Annotated in this window: 10 protein-coding genes; all 10 read right to left on the reverse strand. The window is 38.5% G+C overall.

Going from position 1 to position 16,677, the window contains the following annotated elements; translation table 11 throughout:
- Window positions 1-8: 8 nt before the first annotated feature.
- The 10 genes from R2Q84_RS05950 to R2Q84_RS05995 all read right to left on the reverse strand — a co-directional run bounded on the left by R2Q84_RS05950 (window position 9) and on the right by R2Q84_RS05995 (window position 16,664).
- Entirely contained in the window at window positions 9-3,395 is a 3,387-nt protein-coding gene (locus R2Q84_RS05950) for a SusC/RagA family TonB-linked outer membrane protein (protein WP_316815614.1), read from the reverse strand.
- 177 nt (window positions 3,396-3,572) lie between these two features.
- On the reverse strand, window positions 3,573-4,739 hold the full coding sequence (locus tag R2Q84_RS05955; protein ID WP_316815949.1) for a FecR family protein: 1,167 nt from the start codon (window positions 4,737-4,739) through the stop codon (window positions 3,573-3,575).
- Between the two features lie 69 nt (window positions 4,740-4,808).
- Window positions 4,809-5,402 carry an RNA polymerase sigma-70 factor gene (locus tag R2Q84_RS05960; protein WP_316815615.1) on the reverse strand — a complete coding sequence of 198 codons (594 nt, stop codon included), beginning with the start codon at window positions 5,400-5,402 and terminating at the stop codon, window positions 4,809-4,811.
- A gap of 152 nt (window positions 5,403-5,554) precedes the next feature.
- Entirely contained in the window at window positions 5,555-6,760 is a 1,206-nt protein-coding gene (locus R2Q84_RS05965) for a thioredoxin family protein (protein ID WP_316815616.1), read from the reverse strand.
- Window positions 6,761-6,762: 2 nt separating this feature from the next.
- Window positions 6,763-7,953 carry a hypothetical protein gene (locus R2Q84_RS05970; protein WP_316815617.1) on the reverse strand — a complete coding sequence of 397 codons (1,191 nt, stop codon included), beginning with the start codon at window positions 7,951-7,953 and terminating at the stop codon, window positions 6,763-6,765.
- Window positions 7,954-7,958: 5 nt separating this feature from the next.
- The gene (locus tag R2Q84_RS05975; protein WP_316815618.1) at window positions 7,959-9,647 is read right to left on the reverse strand and encodes a PKD-like family lipoprotein; all 1,689 of its coding nucleotides are present in this window, start codon (window positions 9,645-9,647) and stop codon (window positions 7,959-7,961) included.
- A 32-nt stretch (window positions 9,648-9,679) separates the two neighbouring features.
- Window positions 9,680-10,417 carry a DUF4843 domain-containing protein gene (locus R2Q84_RS05980; RefSeq protein ID WP_316815619.1) on the reverse strand — a complete coding sequence of 246 codons (738 nt, stop codon included), beginning with the start codon at window positions 10,415-10,417 and terminating at the stop codon, window positions 9,680-9,682.
- A 10-nt stretch (window positions 10,418-10,427) separates the two neighbouring features.
- The gene (locus tag R2Q84_RS05985) at window positions 10,428-11,861 is read right to left on the reverse strand and encodes a RagB/SusD family nutrient uptake outer membrane protein (protein ID WP_316815620.1); all 1,434 of its coding nucleotides are present in this window, start codon (window positions 11,859-11,861) and stop codon (window positions 10,428-10,430) included.
- A gap of 10 nt (window positions 11,862-11,871) precedes the next feature.
- Window positions 11,872-15,147, reverse strand: coding sequence for a SusC/RagA family TonB-linked outer membrane protein (locus tag R2Q84_RS05990; RefSeq protein ID WP_316815621.1), 3,276 nt, complete (start codon window positions 15,145-15,147; stop codon window positions 11,872-11,874).
- A gap of 317 nt (window positions 15,148-15,464) precedes the next feature.
- Window positions 15,465-16,664, reverse strand: a complete 1,200-nt coding sequence (locus R2Q84_RS05995; RefSeq protein ID WP_316815622.1) for a FecR family protein — start codon at window positions 16,662-16,664, stop codon at window positions 15,465-15,467.
- Window positions 16,665-16,677: the final 13 nt, after the last annotated feature.

Below are 16,677 nucleotides of genomic sequence, written 5' to 3' on the forward strand. Positions count from 1 at the left end.
TTCGTAGCTTAAAATTTTAAATTTATTCCAAAAGTGACTGTTCTCGATTGCGGGTAAACACCGGTATCCCTTCCATTATCGGTGAAGGAACCTTCACTATTTACTTCCGGATCCAAACCTTTGTACTTTGTCCAGGTAAATAGATTGCTCATTCCGGCAAAAACCCGCAGCTGTGAAATGTGAAGTTTTGTCAGCATGTTATTCTTAAACATATAGCTTAATTGTACATTTTTTAAACGCAGGAATGAGGCATCGTCGACAAACCTGTCACTGTTGTCATCTACGTTTTGCGATGGGCCATTAATTGCATTTCTTGGCTGACTCGTATTCGGGTTTTCGGGAGTCCACGCGGTTAAAACCAATGGCGAAACATTTTGACCATAGCCATAAAACTTATCAGGAGATACTTCCCTCTGCAGTTCACTGCCTACATCAAACTGAAACAAACTACTTAATTCAAGATTCTTAAACCTTAGTCTATTACTCCATCCCCCGTAATATTTTGGGTTTTGCGCATAACCCAACGTCGTCCTGTCGGCGATTGTAATTACCCCATCGCCATTCAAATCTACATATTGTACATCGCCAGGTCCTGTTAACGCATTATGGTAAAATGCGTTTGGATTTCCTGTTTTTATTCTGGCAGCTGCATTGAGCTGGTCTACCTCCGCCTGTGATTGATAAAGACCTTTTGTTCTATAGCCCAGGATTCCATTTAACGGTTCTCCCTCGGTTAACAAAATACTTCCATATAATGCTGTACCATAAGTCTTTTCAACTTTATTCTTATTAAAAGTAATGTTAAAGTCAGATGTCCACGTAAACTCACCAGTACGTAGCGGAACAGCCGATACAGTGAATTCCCATCCCTGATTACTGATATCGCCTAAGTTTTTTGTCTGAAAGGTGTATCCACCAGATACAGGGATCTTCGGACCGGTAATTAATCCTTCGGTATATTTTCTATAATAAGTTATCGACGTTGTCAGCCTCGATTTAAAGAAACTAAGCTCCAGTGCTGCATCAGTTTGCTGTGTACTTTCCCAGCGAATATCAGGATTTGGTTGCCCATCGCCAGGGTTTGCCCTCAAACCATTTACACCGTTGTAAAAATACCCTGTGTTAAACAACGTTAAAAAGCCGAAACCACCAAACGCTGAAGTCCCGGTTTTACCTGTTGTGAGCCTGATTTTAGCATCATCTACAAAAGACAGTCCTTCCATAAATTTCTCTTTAGAGAACCGCCAGGCAACGCCGACAGAGGGGAAATAGCCCCATTGATTTCCAGGCCCGAATTTGGTAGAATTATCTGCTCTCCCGCTTAACGTCAGGTAATATTTTCCATCATAATTGTAATTCGCCCGCATAAAGAATGACTCCAGCCCGCTGCTTTCTCCATCACTGGCATATGAGCTGATTTGTCCTGCAGAACCAAGATTGTTTAGTACGTCATCATTAGGGAAATTTATGCTGGAAACATTCAGATAGTTACTTTTGTTCAATGTCCAGGAAGCACCGGCAACGGCATCAATATGATGGCGCTTAAAAACTTTGATGTAACTTAATGTATTGTCAAAAATCCTGTTGTTATATTGAAAAGACTTGTCATTACGACTTCCCTTTTGATCATAAAAATACTCCGAAAGCATCCAGCTCGGCGAATAGGTAAACCCTGTATTGTTATTGATATCGTATGCAATTGATGATCTTAATTTAAAACCGTCTGCGATTTCCAGTTCAGCATAAACCGAGGCAAGAAAGCGGTTACTTTGCCCAAGGTCCGTTCCTTTTCTGGACGCCACGGGGTTATCATTACCTCCGTCATTTGCATAGGTACCGTCGGGATTAAATATTGGCAAATCCGGACGATAAGTTGGTGCTAAATAATTAGCATACAATGATGATGAAGTTCCGATCTGTTTAATGAAACTATAGTTCAAATTGGTTCCGATTTTAAATGCGTTAAAAATTTTAGACTCTACATTTGCACGTAATGAATAACGTTTAAAGCCTGTATTAATCAGAATTCCATTTTGATCTGTCAAACCCGATGAAAACCCATAATTGGTAGCTCCGTCTTTAGATGCACCAAGCAAACTTAGATTTAAATTTTGTGTTACACCTGTTTCGATTACTGCTCTTTGCCAATCCGTATCAGCATTACCAGGGAAAGTAACATCATCAATAGTTTCTCCGGCGGCAGCATAAGTTTCCTGCATAAACTTCACATATTCAGGTCCGGAAAGCACATCATAAAACTTGGTTTGCTTATCCAACGCAACATCATAATTTAAACTAAACACTGGTTTTTCTCCTGCCCTGCCTTTTTTAGTAGTAATAATAATTACACCATTTGCTGCTCTGGAACCATAAATAGCAGTCGCTGTAGCGTCTTTAAGCACTTCAATATTTTCTATATCATTCATATCAATACCAGCAAGTGGATCAAGAAGTCCATTAGCTGGTGCAGAGCGAAGTGCATCTGTCCCTCCTCCGTTATATAGCTGAACAGGAATTCCGTCAATTACAAACAAAGGATCATTTACACCTAATACTGTAGACATCCCACGTATCCTTATAGCCGCACCCCCACCCGGGGCTCCATTAGGTCTGCTCACCTGAACGCCGGCGGCCCTGCCTACCAATGCCTGTGTAAAGTTGGTTGCAGGTTGTTTGCGCATATCTTCAGCACTTATAGTTGCTACCGATCCCACAAGATCTTTTCTCTTTGTCGTTCCATACCCCACAACAACTACGTCATTCAGGTCTTCGGTGTCCTCTGTAAGGCTTACATTAACTACCGTACGGCCATTAATTGCGACATCTTTGGATTTATAGCCCAGATAAGAGACAATCAACACCGCTTTACTGTCTACACCAGCCAACAGATATTCACCACCAGCATCCGTGATTGTTGCCCTTCCGCCTTTTTTAACCATCACAGTTGCGCCTGGCAAAGGCTTCCCTCGTTCATCCGTAATACGGCCTTTAATTTCTATTACATCAAAGTAACTGATCAGCTTATCAACCATCGTCATTTCCCTTTCCCTAATAACTATTGTATTATTCTCAATCGTATAGGTTAAGTCCTGTCCGTCCAGACACTTTTCCATTACATTCGGCAAACTGGAATATTTAAATGCTACATCTAACCTTCTGTTAGTTAAACTATTGGAAGACCAGAATACGGTGTAACCTGTTTGTTTCTTTATTTCCTTAAAAATCTCTTCCAGAGATGCATTCTTCTGTCTATAACTCAACTTCTGGGCAAAAGTTGAGGCAGTTACATGCATAATGGTAGTGAGTAATATAATTGCAGTCAGCTTCATCGTCAGCAGAATTGTAGGGGCATGGCGATTTCGCCAACCTAAATTTTTAGTATATATTTTATACATTTGGTTGTCTGTTAAATTCCTTAAATCGTTGTTTGTCACACTTTTTAGGTTTTCAGATATTTCAGGAGCGTGTGCAGCGCTCCTGTTTCTTCTCTTAAACCAGTTTCGAATGGCCGCTAAGCGCTACTAATGGTCTTTTTCATGGTTCTAATTGGTTTTAGTTGATATATAAATTGGTTACTTTTTATCTGCTATAATATTTTCGTTTACTATTTTAAACTGTACTTTACCAGTAAGTTCGAGCATTTTCAAGAGTTCAGATGCCTGGGCAAAACGGGTAATCGTACCACTAAAAGGGATATTTTTAATAGATTCATCGTTATAGATGACTTTTACATTATACCATCTGGAAACCTTTCTCATCACCTGATCGAGAGGTTCCCGGTTAAAAGTAAAATAACCACTCTTCCAGGCGATCGCCTCCTCCGGATCTTCAAGTTGTTGTATCTTAATTCCAGATGAAGTAAATGTTGACTGCATTCCAGGTTTAAGGAGACTTGAAACAGGAGAATTGTGCCTCGACACCTTGACACTACCTTCCAACAATGTAGTTTTAATACTGTATTCATCAGCATAGTTACTGATATTGAAATGTGTACCCAATACTACTACTTCTTGTGTTGCTGACCTAACAACAAATGGATGCAAAGGATCTTTTTCTACTTCAAAATATGCCTCTCCAGTCAGTCCAACTTCCCGTTGTTTCAATCTGGTAAAAGTAGAAGAAAATGTAAGTGTAGAAAGTGCATTAAGCCAAACGTTAGTACCATCTGATAAACGCACATGATAAGTTCCCCCGGGAGGAGTAGTAATCGTTAACATGGCATCAGCTTTAACAGCCTCTTTAATTTCTGTACCATCGTTATAGCTTAGTTTAGCAGCATCTATCACAACACCTGTTTTAGCATCACTAAGATTAATGTGCTTGCCATTGGATAAAATTAAAGTAGCCGTATTGCGACCAGGTGAGATATCATTTTTACTAACCATTTTCGATTGCGTATTGATCATTCTTTCACCTATAAAAAACCAAAGTCCTACGCTGAGCGCAATTGCTACCGAAGCCGCTACAGCAATTTTCGGCCATATTTTAAACTTATATGTCTTTTTAAACCTTTTATCGCTAGCCAGCTTATGGTAAAGGGTATCCATTTCTTCGGGGCTATGTGTATCGTCAATGTGCTCTGGCGTCCATGCCCTATCCATTGCTAACAATACTTCATCTGTATCTTTATCACTTTTGAAATGAGCCATCAGCTCAACATAATCCTCTTTACTAATGATTCCCTCAGTAAATTGTTTAATTAAAGCGTTTAAGTGTTCCTGGTTCGCCATGAGATTCATCTTCAACCCAATTGGGTTGATATAAGGTATTACACGGCAAAATGAAATTAGGACTAGTGGGAATAAAATTTATTTTAGCAGCACAACCGAAAGGAGTAAAAAATAAGCGGCATCCGACTGGTTAAAATGAGTACGTAAGGTTTTCAAAGCAGCTACAAGGTGGTTTTTAACTGTATTTCTCGATAGATTTAACCTTTCTGCAATCTCATCATAGTTAAGTCCTTCGTAACGACTCATTCTAAAAACAAGCTGTTGCTGTACTGGTAAATGAATCACTGCACTTTCTGTAAATTGTCTCAAATCGTTCAATAAAACCAATTCTTCGGTTTCATTACTCAATCTTTCTATATTTAACCAGAGTTCATCCATCGCTTTTTGCGAGGTAGCAATATCTCTTAATGCATTTAATGCCAATCGTCTGGTTATAGTGTATAAATATGGTAACACAGACCGGTTTTCATCCAATTTATCTTTATTTGTCCAAACATTTAGCAATGCATCATGAACAATTTCTTCTGCATGCTGCTTGTTTTTTAAAAAGCGAAAGCAAAATGTATAGAGCTTTTGAAAATGTTGATCAAACACTTTTCTGAACGCAAGTTCGTCCCCTGCTTTTAAAGCACAGATAATCTTTCGCCCCTCAGTTTCTCTGTATCCCAGCATTTGTTTTTTGATTCCTCAAACGCTAAGATAAAAATCCATTCTATAATTATACTAAAGTTTAAAAAGGTCTGTTGGTTACATGGCCAAAAAAAAGAGTAGGATCGTTAAATGATCCTACTCTTTTTTTTGTTTTCAAACTTAATAAATTGGCGTTACAGCGCTTCGACTTTATCCAGCAACTCTTGTGCAAGTTTTTGAATTTTAGATGTCTCGGCATCTGCAAGTATTCTTGATTTCTTTGCAGCGGCAAGTGCTTCCGGTTTATTTTTCACGGCCAAACATGCATAAGCAAAAGTTGACTGTATACTATAATCTTCCGGTTCAAGCTCTACAGCACGCTTTGCCATCAGATACCCCTGTTGCAAAACAGCTACAGGAGCCACATCAGCACTTCCTTTTCCGCGTGATGTTTTCCTGGACAGAAAGCTTAATTTGTCAGCATCATTTTTCAGTTCATTTTTTAATGCTGCGCTGGTTAACTTTACATAGTCATCATTCCTTCCTGTATTCAGGTAATACTCAGCTTCCAACATTACACCTTGTTTTTTACGATCCAGCTTATCCGATTTTTTGAAGTAAACGAGCTTATCCATAAAGGCCTGCTCATTACTACCTCTCATCAAACCATACATCGTGTTGATAGTCAAACGATCTTTTAGCTGATCGCGCTCCTCTTCTTTGCTCCATTTATTAAAAGCAGTTTCATTAGTCATGAAGTATGCACCTAATTTATCACTTTCGCTTCTTGCTAAAGTCTTAATCGCGTTCCATCCAAATTCAGTATTTAACTGCTGTACAGAAATTTCACTAACGATATTCTTAGCAATTTTATCAGCATTAGCTCTGTCTGATTTGTTTAAAACAAGGTAATAGTCTAATAAGAAAGGAAGATCACGAACACCTTCGCTATATTTCTGACTTAAGAAAGAAAGATTTTTCTTTGGATCGGCAGCTTTTTGTCCTTCTTCCAGAAATTCCTGTGCCGACATTTTAGAAGCAGTTCTGTGTATCACCTCACCTTTGTCATTGATAAACAAAAAGGTTGGAAACGACTGTACGCTGTATTTTTTACGCAGCTCCACTCCTTCGCCTTTCTCCATATCAATTTTAGCATTGATAAAATTCCTGTTAAAAAACGCCGCTACTTTTGTATCTGTAAATACATTCTTGTCCATCCACTTACATGGAGCACACCAGGAAGTATAACAATCCACAAATATCAGTTTACCTGATTTTGCTGCAGCTTCCGTAGTTGCTTTCCAAGTAGTAGTTTGGTTGAATTTTATTTCAGTTTGCGCACTTAATTTATTGGCCAGCAAAGCACTAAGCAGTACAAAGGCACTAAATATTCTTTTCATTTTTATTTTTTGTTCAATGTAAATTCTACAGTTTTAGTTTGCGTACCTAAAGTACCTTCCAACACGATTTTACCTGCAACAGCCGTAGTTGACGCATTTATTTCCATATTGTTATTAACCAATGCAACTGTAAATCCCTGAGGTGCTGAAACAACACGAACATCAACTCCACGGGAGCTTTTATAGCCAATTGTATATTTCTGCCCAGGTGTAAAATTAATGGCTTCTACTTGTACGCCAAGATAAAGTCCGACAGGCTTATTGAAAGGGTGCAAGCGCATAAATTCCCACATTAGTGGCATAATAGTATTCCAACTTACACCATGGTCGGCTTCGGCGATAGAATAAAATTCTATGTCGCCATTTCCTCCATTCCATTTATAGGGCGTAATGTTGTAATTGCTCAATGTAATCACAGATAATCCTTTAACGTTATCTTTTGCATAATAATTCGCCATCTGATCAGCCCAGCTATTGATATTTGTCAATGCTGCAGTATGATTTACTGTGGCATCCAATACACCATTAAATGCCCGTATCGGAACTGTTCTGTTGGGGAACACAGGGTTAACCTGTCTCATCTGACCAGAAACAGGGCACGCGGCGGCAAAAACATCATTCATTTCTTTAGCCAGTGCGAACGAAAAATTCGCACCACTTGAATGTCCGCACGTATAAATCCTGTTTACATCTATAGCTGGTGTAGCTTTTTTAAAATATTCGATCATGGCTTTCACGAAAGGGATGTGTTTTTCCGTAAACTGCCAGTTTACCGCTCCAGGTTCGGCAGTCCCTGCCGGCCATACTGCAATCATATTAGCTGTATCGGCCACCTTATTTAAGGGATGACTTGGATAGACATCCAATATAGGGTCTGGCGGTACAGTCCCGTTATACAAATAACTTCCATGAAAATTGAACACCAGAGAAATCGGCTTGTTCGGGTTAATGGAAATAGGAAAATAATACTTAAAATTACGCATCACCTTTTCGCCATCGGGCATAATTACTTCCATATTAACCTTATTCATACCAGCTCTTAAACTACCGTCATTTGGGCGGTCAGGCCCATCTGGATTGAAAAGGTCAATCGGAGGAACGGCCTCCTTTTGCTGAGGTTCATACCCACTTTGATCTTTGGTGCAGCTAAATAAAGTACATAGCAATGCCAATATTATAATTTGTGCTTTCATATTTTCTAAATTTTATCTACAAGTTCCCCATCTTTATTAAAGCCATCACGATAGAATACCTGATATTTAATCTGAATATCTGCTGGTTTACCACTTACCCCTTCATATTTCTTTTTAAACTCAAGACTGATAGTCGATTTGTTAAAATCCATCTGAACTACATCTCCTAGTGGTTGTGTTCCGTTTAATTCAGTTTCATTCTTATATCTTGAAACGGCCATAAGTAGGGTTTTTTCCGTTCTTGATACCGTAAAACATGGAATAGTAGCTTCAGTACCATAATTCATAGTATTTAGATCTGCGATGATATCTGTGGGAGGATTGTTACCAATTGCACTCAGCACATTATAACGATAAATTTTACTGCCAGAGCTGAAAAGAAGGTAAGGTGAATACCTCATCATATAAAATTTACTGTCCTCTCTTAACACATCTTTAGATACTTCGGCTATACCTTCAATGGCAAAAGGCATTGTTTTAGCCTGAGTAGATGTTGCAGGTACCGTCAGATACACTATCTTAGCCTGAATGCCATTATGTAATATGGCTACACATTTATTCGGTGCAGAGGTATGCGAAGCATAAATCATTTTATAGCCAGGAAAACTTGGCAGGTACTCTATTGGATTTTTTTTATCAGAAGAAACAATCTTAGTTACGTAACTTCCCCCATTAGAATAAACAAATTTACCATTGGTATTATCAAATAACAGCATATACTGGGAAAGAACATACCCTTTTGTATTTAAGGGTCTTGTTGGATCCGGTACACTATTCGCAACCGAAGCATAACATAATGCCGGAGCCAGATAACCATTTTCGATTTTTTCATTAATACTAACCGTGTTTACGCTGTTACTCATTACACTATAATACATTGCCCCACCGGAAATCAAAAACATTTGTCCTGCCTGATTAATCCCCCCATATGGAGTGTATATCCAATTACCTACCTGATAAAGCACAAATTCCGGTTTAAAATTGGAAACATCTTTAACAGGATATGGTGGTAAGAATGAAGTAAATGAAGCTGCAGTAATTTTATCAGGGTTGGCATTTGGCCCCATGCTATTCTTATCAAGTATTTTGAGCCCCTCTGCCGTAAGCACCTGCACTCCCCCCTGCGTATTAACAAATGTAAAAGGTATTTTACCAGAGTTAAAATTGTAATTAACATACACGCTTTTTGGCTCTGTTCCCAGTGACTCACCAAAACGTTCCTTATAGTAGTTAATAGAAAACTCTCCTTCTTTATCTAAACGTTTATAAGACAATTCTGCCTCTCCCTTATACTTACTCAATACCACGATAAGGTCCCCTGCAGTTGAAGAACTGACCCTCAAAGAAAATCTGAAATATGATTTAGCACCATTGGCCTTATCAGTAATCGTAAAACGGGCAAAATGTTCACCTACGTTCATATTCACCTTAATTTTTAAATCTTTATATCTGGATACAATTCTGCGTGAAATTTCCCATTCGTAGGTAAATTTACTGCTATCGGAGTATTGCGTACCCGAAAGATCTACAGGAATATTCAGTGAATCATCCTGATCTCTTTCATAACGGTTCAACAAACCTTTAATTTCCAGTTCATTTATTTCGTGATAGACATCGTTACCCAAATCTTTATAACAAGATGTTAAAGCGGTGCTTAGCAAGCTTAGGCAGATCAATAATTTTATTATTTTCATCAGTATACAATTATAAATTCATTTGAATTATACTATTTGACCAAACGGTCCATCAATACCCTTTCATTGGTTTCTTTATCATAGGTAGGATTATCGTCCAGATATGATCGTAGAGAATTAAAATAAGCGTTTACGAGATTACGATCCATTGGATAATCACTATTGGGATTTTTAAAGGAATCGTGAAACTTCATCAGAACTTTCCATTTTTCCGGATGGTAATAATTTAATCCAGAGCTTAGGTAGGTCTCCCACCATTTCGGTTCAGAAAGGTAGTTGTTAATCAGGAGTGGCATACGCTCACCTTTGTTAATTCCGACATTAAAATCATCGCTTTGTTTGATCTTAAAATAAATCCTCTTCATTTCCCTGGTCAGGTGACTGCTGCCTAAATTTCCACGCAGTACCACAACTTTCAAGGTATCGACTAACCTGTTTGCTCTAAATTTCTGTAAAGGAGCAACGCTCTCATAATGCAGACCTTCTACAGCAGTGCTGGAATCCGCATCAATTGAAATGCGATAAAAACGATCTTTGTCTACAGCCTTCCCCATCAATTTCACTAAGAGCTTAGCAGTGTCCTTCATTTTTGTTTCTTCCAACATTCCGAATGAATAAAGGACCGAATCATATTCAATGACGGTTTTATAATTCATATAACTGTATGCAAAATACACCCCATCTTTTTCCGTATAGGAAAGTCCGGGATCCTTTGAGCAGGATGTTATTAACAACACCAATGCATATATTAGCAACAACAATCTTTTCATAATATTTTGATTAATTTCTGTGTCCGGTTTCAATTTCTTTATCGGGGATCGGGAATACGAAAATGCTGTTCGACGGTTCGATATTCATTGTCCCGGAATTATTTTTTATCCCTCTATTGAGTCTTTTATAAGCATAAAACAATTGCCCCTCACCTGCATATTCCCTCATCATCTCTTCAAAAATATTATCCCTGGTAATGTAAAACCAGTCTGCTGCATTTCGGATTCTTGATTTCCTCAATGTATTGATATAAGTTAAACATCCGTTCAGATCAGTATCATACAAACACTCTGCTGCAATCAGGTACATCTCACTTAATTTGATCATGGGAATTTTAGGAAAAAATGCCTTTACATCTCCTCTTGAATAATACTTAGTCATCTCGACATCAGACCAATGCTCGTATCTTGCATCATCTGCGTTAGAACCATAAATCTGATAGGCATCACTAAAAAGCAATTTAGCAGAAGCTGTTCCAGTATTAGTACGTACCTCAAAATGCAAGGCTTTAGACCAATCCGGAATGTCTTTATTACGGAGTGAGAATATATGTTCATCTGAAAAAAGTATATCTTTCTTGGCTTCTTCCACATCAATACCGGTCTCATAATCCAATAGTCTGAATTTCTTAGACTCAATTACTTCTTTTGCACATTTCAAAGCATTTGCTTTATCACCAAGCGTAAGGTAAACCCGTGCCATTAAAGCCTTAACTGCATATTTGTTCATACGGGCCACATCTTTATCAGCCTGATTTTTATTTGGCAGTGTATAAGGTATAACTTCATTAATCGGATCTACCTGATCTAAATTTGTATACGCATCTTTTAAATCCTGTAACACCAACTGATAACATTCGGCCGCTGTATACATCGGGGGCAACGAGACCCCAAACTGCTTATTATAAGCTATTCCTTTAGCATTGTGATTAAACTTAATGTCTTCACAAAACATGCGCAATAGGTCGAAATGAAGATATGCACGCAGTGCCATTGATTCACCCAGTACCTGTTTCCTTACATTAGGGCGCATGACGTCGCCGTTTTTCTGCTCCCACTTCAAAATATTATTGACACCCGAAATACCGCTGTACAGACCACTCCATATTCCATCAATTTGACTTCTGACTGTAGCATCTTTATAATTGTAATCGCGGGTACGTTTATACTCTTCAGCAATACTGTTGTAATTGTAATATTGAGCCAGTACATCCATAAATTCGAAACTCAGTCTTTCCCCATATAAATTCTGGCCTGAAAGCTGATTGTAAACCCCTGCAAGCGCATCATTAAATCCCTGTTCTTTGGCAAAAAGTTTATTTTCGTCTACCTGGTTAATCAGGTCAACGTCCAGCCATTTATTACAGGATGAAAAACCAAGAAGGGCTATACCTAAAATTATGATCTTAAATTTCATGTATTGATATTTTTTAATTGTCATCATGTTACTCGTTTTAAAAAGACACATTTAAACCTGCGTTAAAAGTTTTTGCATAAGGATACATTGTTCCACGCTCCGCTTTAACTGTCGCAATTCTGAAAAGGTCGGTTGTAGAAAACATTACTCTTACTCGTTCTGCACGCATTTTTTTTGTAAACCTAGCCGGCAGATCATAAGTAAGTGAAAGTGATCCTAAATTGAGTGAATTGTTATCTTGCACAAATCTTGTCGTCTGATAGGAATCTGAAGTATCATCAATACGCTTGTACTTTGCAGCACTTCCGGGACTTTGCCATCTGTCGTACAACACACGCCTGTCTGCATTGTAAATCGGATTAGCTCCCTCAACCTTGGTTTTTAGTGTAGAATTAAATATTTTACCACCAATACGATATTGCAAAAGGGCATAAAGGTTAAATCCTTTCCAGTTTATATTGTTACTGATATTTCCTTCAAGGGTTGGTCTTGTATCTCCTGCAATAACCTTGTCCCGATAATCGTAGTCAAATGTATACTCGCCGCTTCTTTTGATAAAAATTTCATTTCCGGTAGCCGGATCAATACCTGCCGAACGAACGACCATTAAAGCACTTTGTGAACGTCCAACTTCATAAGTTCTCAGAGGTTGTGGCCCAACAACATTTTCCAGCTTATTGGCTTCAGCATTCATCACCTCTAAAGCGTTAGATAATTTCTGAATCTTATTTTTATTAGTGATAGCGGCCAGGGTGATATTCCAGTTTAAATCTTTCTGTCTGTTTCTAATGACATTGAAACGTAAACGGAAATCAATACCTGTATTTTTCATTTGCCCCATGTTTTCTACATAACTTGCAAACCCTGTAGATGGTGCTACGTCAATTGGCAACAATAGGTTATCTGTTAATTTGATGTAACCATCAATATTTAACTGCATGAAATTCTGAAACAAACTCATATCCACCCCAACGTTATAAGAAAGTGTATTTTGCCATTTTAATGAAGAGTTTCCATACCCCATTAGCTGCGCACCCAGCACACCATTATAATCACTATTCTGACTATAACGATAAGTTGTCAATGCCTGGCTTGAAGAAAAGTTAGTGGTTCCTGTACTTCCTACAGACCCCCTAACTTTTAAGGTATTCACATTATCACCCCAGAATTTTTCACGGTTCACATTCCAGGCTAAACCAACTGCCCAAAAGGGAGCAAATCTTGAATCCCGGCCAAATTTACTCGAACCATCTGTTCTGTATGATGCATCGATAAAGTAGCGGTTGTCGTAACCATAGTTCAAATTGGCAAAAAGGCCGAGCATTCTCGATTTATCGAAAATACCTTTTGGCTTAGAATTCTCTTCAAATTGAGCCGCATATTCAATAAAGGTCATGTTATCATTTAAAAAACCAGTCGCAGTAAAACCATTTCCTTCTTTTGAATCAGACATTACGTTTGTTCCTATTCCGGCATTAATCACACTTTTATCGAATACTTTAATATAGGCCAGTGTCATATTTCCATCCATTCTGACCTGTTCGCTATTCATTCCAGTATACTTACCTCTCTTTTCGGGTAATAACTCACTGGCGAATTCTGATGAGCCAGGAGAACGGTAATATTCCGTTTTGTCCATACGCTTAGACAAACTCATTCTTCCCTGCAGGCGAAGCTCCGGAATGATACGCCAATCGATACTAAAGTTATCCTGGATAGAAGTGTATTTACTATAATCCTTCTGAGGTAAAGTTGCATTAATCAAAGGATTAAAGTTCCCGCTGCTTAAGGTCAGTAAATAGCCTCCATCTTGAGCAAAAATCCTATCGTGTGGGTTTTGTCTGGCAAAATTATCAAATGATCCATATGGAGAATTGTTTCCCTTAACTTCATCAATCAGTAAATCGTTCCGTACAAAAAAATTATCCCCAATGTCATAATTAAAAACAACACCAATGCCAGTTTTATTTCGATCAGAGCCCTTCATTATTCCTTTATCGTCTTCATTCCTCAATGAGATACCATAACGAAAATTCTGGTCGCCACCTTCCAGATATAAATTGTAACGCTGATTTACAGAAGTAGTTAAAGGCTTCGATAGCCAGTAGGTATCCACGCCTCTTAAAACATCTTTCATCTTTTCGTTATATTTGATATCCAGTGCCAGTTGTTCTTCGTAATTGTTAACCGGATTTGTCCATACACCAGCCAGCTTTTCATATTGAAGCTTTTCAGCAGAATTCATCAGGTTGTAATCTCTCAGATCGGGAGCTGATACGATAAAATTAGCATTCAGCGAAATCTTGATTTGTCCGGGCCGGGGGCGAATGGTACGAATCACAATCACACCATTAGCACCTCTTGATCCGTACAATGCAGTTGCAGCAGCATCCTTCAAAATTGTGATGTTATCAATTCTATTCATATCCAGATCATATATCCTTTCAGCCTCGGTTTGTACCCCATCCAAAATAAATAGAGGTGCATTTGGATTAGTTTTACCATCGTCGGCCAGGCCTCTTAAATCAAAGCTATTCTCCCCTCTTATGGTTAAATCCGGCACTCTGTTCGGATCTGATCCAAACTCAATATTTTCTTTCATTTGAATCGCTGGATCGTAAGCTGATAAACTCTGCAAAACATTGGCGTAGCCAATCCTTCTCAGGTCATCGCCTTTAATCGTTAACTCCGAGCCGGTAAAAGATTCTTTAGATTTCGTGAAGTAGCCTGTAGATACCGTAACTTCATTTAAGCCTGCAGCTTTGGGAGTCAATCTGATCAACATGTTCCTTTTTGGCAGGACTTCCTGTTTTTCGTAACCAATATAACTCACCTCCAGAATGCGCGTTGAATCGGGAATGCTCAATTCAAAAGTACCTTTATCATTAGTTTTCGTACCTGTTTTCGTATGTTTAACTTGTACCGTAGCACCTGCTAAGGGCTCCCCCTTTTCATTAGTTACCCGGCCTTTTACCACAAAAGGTGCTACCATGTCTGTAAAGCTTATTGATGCCCCAGCAGGTAATGGGCTGATCAAAATGGTTTTGTCAACAATTGAATAATTTAGTGCCTGCCCGTTCAGACATTCCGCAAGCGCCTCTTTTAAGGGCACGTTTTTCAGGTTTACACGAACCTTAATATTTGAATTGAGCAGTTTTGGATTATATAAAAATCCGTAACCAGTTTGTGCCCCCATCTGTTTGAACACTTCTTTAAGGGTCATATTATTCCCTTTGATGCTTATATTCTGAGAAAATGTACTGGCGTTAACATGTAAAAAAGCAACGAGTATAAAAATAGAAGTGAGTTTCATTATCAATATCGTTCTATGGAAACGCGTCAAAGGCGTTTTATTTCCAAAATCCAATCCACTAGGGGGTTGGCGTTGCAAAAAACCTTGTTTACACAGGGATTTGCAATACATAAAAAGTTGCATACTTTTGTATTGGTTGAGGTTTAAAGTAAAATTAGATATTAAACGTGTCGTGATTTTTAGGTGAGCCTTAACTACTTAACGGATTCCGATGGCGATCGGGGTCCGCTTTTCGTTTCATAGCTACCCAATGTGGTTTTAGTCTAGGTTCGGATCATAAATTTGCTGGTTTTAGTTTAAGGTTTAATTATTAGTAATTATTTATAAGGAATTACCGTTATGGTTCTCCCATTGATTATAAAATCTATCTGCTTCGTTCCTTTTAACAACTTCAATACCTGCTCAGCATCTTCACCTCTTGATATATTACCTGTAAGTTCCACATTAGAGAAATCCCCCTTATAAAGCACATCAACATCATACCATCTGGTTACCTGCTGCATCACGTCCTTAATGTTAGTTTCGTCGAAGCTAAACCGTCCATGCTTCCAGGCTACAACAGCATCTATATCAACATTATTTGCAATCGAAATAACATTATGCGAATTATCTAAACTAGCTTGCTGACCTGGTGCAAGCACATAACTTTGTTTTCCCTTACTTATTTTTACTGCCCCTTCGAGTAAAGTTGTTTTGATCAGATTATTATCATTGTAAGCATTGATGTTAAAGTGCGTACCCAATACGGTAACTTCCTGTTCACCGGAAGCTACCACAAAGGGTTGACGAGCATTCTTTTTAATTTCAAAATAGCCTTCGCCACTTAACTCCACTCTTCGTTCTGCTCCCACAAAAGATGTCGGAAAACGAAGTGAAGATGCTGCATTAAGCCATATTGATGATCCGTCTGATAAAATTATCTTGTACTGCCCCCCCCTGGGCGTAACCACTGTATTATAAGTCACCTCTCCCCCCACCGGTACTTCTTGTTGAGTATCATAAACAAGTTTACCATCCGCTGTTTTGGTAACCGCTATTCCTTCTTTATTTTCAAGCTTTCCATTAGCGGCTTGCTCCAGATCAATTACGCTGCCATCTGCCAGTGTAAGCTGTGCTTTATCAGTTCCCGGTTTAAGTGATGCCTGTGTGACAGCATTATGGCCGACAGTATTTGGTTTGAATATTTGAGTAAAATAGAAAATGGTACAGGCTGCCATAAACAAAGTAGCTGCCACCGTCCATTTTACATAAATGGGCTTCAACCAAACCTTACGTTTAGAGGGCATTACTCTATTCTCCATTATGTTTTCAAGACAAATTTTCAACCTTTGCCCTGTTTCCACATCAACAGCAGATGTTTCCTGCCTGTTCAACACCTCTTCAACTAGTTGTCCAAGTGTATCCTCATCACTTTCGGACATGGCAAAGTAGTCCAAAAGTTGCGTCATTTCATCAGGACTACAACTCTGGTTAAGGTATTTTTGAAATATAATATGCAGCTGATCGGTATTTTTCAAAAGTTCTATTTAT

Source organism: Pedobacter nyackensis (genome assembly GCF_032678475.1).
In the GTDB taxonomy this organism is placed as follows: Bacteria; Bacteroidota; Bacteroidia; order Sphingobacteriales; family Sphingobacteriaceae; genus Pedobacter; species Pedobacter nyackensis_A.

Excerpts from the sequence above, each read along its gene's own strand:
- R2Q84_RS05965 (WP_316815616.1), bottom strand. The coding sequence starts at position 6,760 with ATGAAAAGAATATTTAGTGCCTTTGTACTGCTTAGTGCTTTGCTGGCC.
- R2Q84_RS05985 (WP_316815620.1), bottom strand. The coding sequence starts at position 11,861 with ATGATGACAATTAAAAAATATCAATACATGAAATTTAAGATCATAATT.
- R2Q84_RS05950 (WP_316815614.1), bottom strand. The coding sequence starts at position 3,395 with ATGTATAAAATATATACTAAAAATTTAGGTTGGCGAAATCGCCATGCC.
- R2Q84_RS05990 (WP_316815621.1), bottom strand. The coding sequence starts at position 15,147 with ATGAAACTCACTTCTATTTTTATACTCGTTGCTTTTTTACATGTTAAC.
- R2Q84_RS05975 (WP_316815618.1), bottom strand. The coding sequence starts at position 9,647 with ATGAAAATAATAAAATTATTGATCTGCCTAAGCTTGCTAAGCACCGCT.
- R2Q84_RS05970 (WP_316815617.1), bottom strand. The coding sequence starts at position 7,953 with ATGAAAGCACAAATTATAATATTGGCATTGCTATGTACTTTATTTAGC.
- R2Q84_RS05955 (WP_316815949.1), bottom strand. The coding sequence starts at position 4,739 with ATGAATCTCATGGCGAACCAGGAACACTTAAACGCTTTAATTAAACAA.
- R2Q84_RS05960 (WP_316815615.1), bottom strand. The coding sequence starts at position 5,402 with ATGCTGGGATACAGAGAAACTGAGGGGCGAAAGATTATCTGTGCTTTA.
- R2Q84_RS05980 (WP_316815619.1), bottom strand. The coding sequence starts at position 10,417 with ATGAAAAGATTGTTGTTGCTAATATATGCATTGGTGTTGTTAATAACA.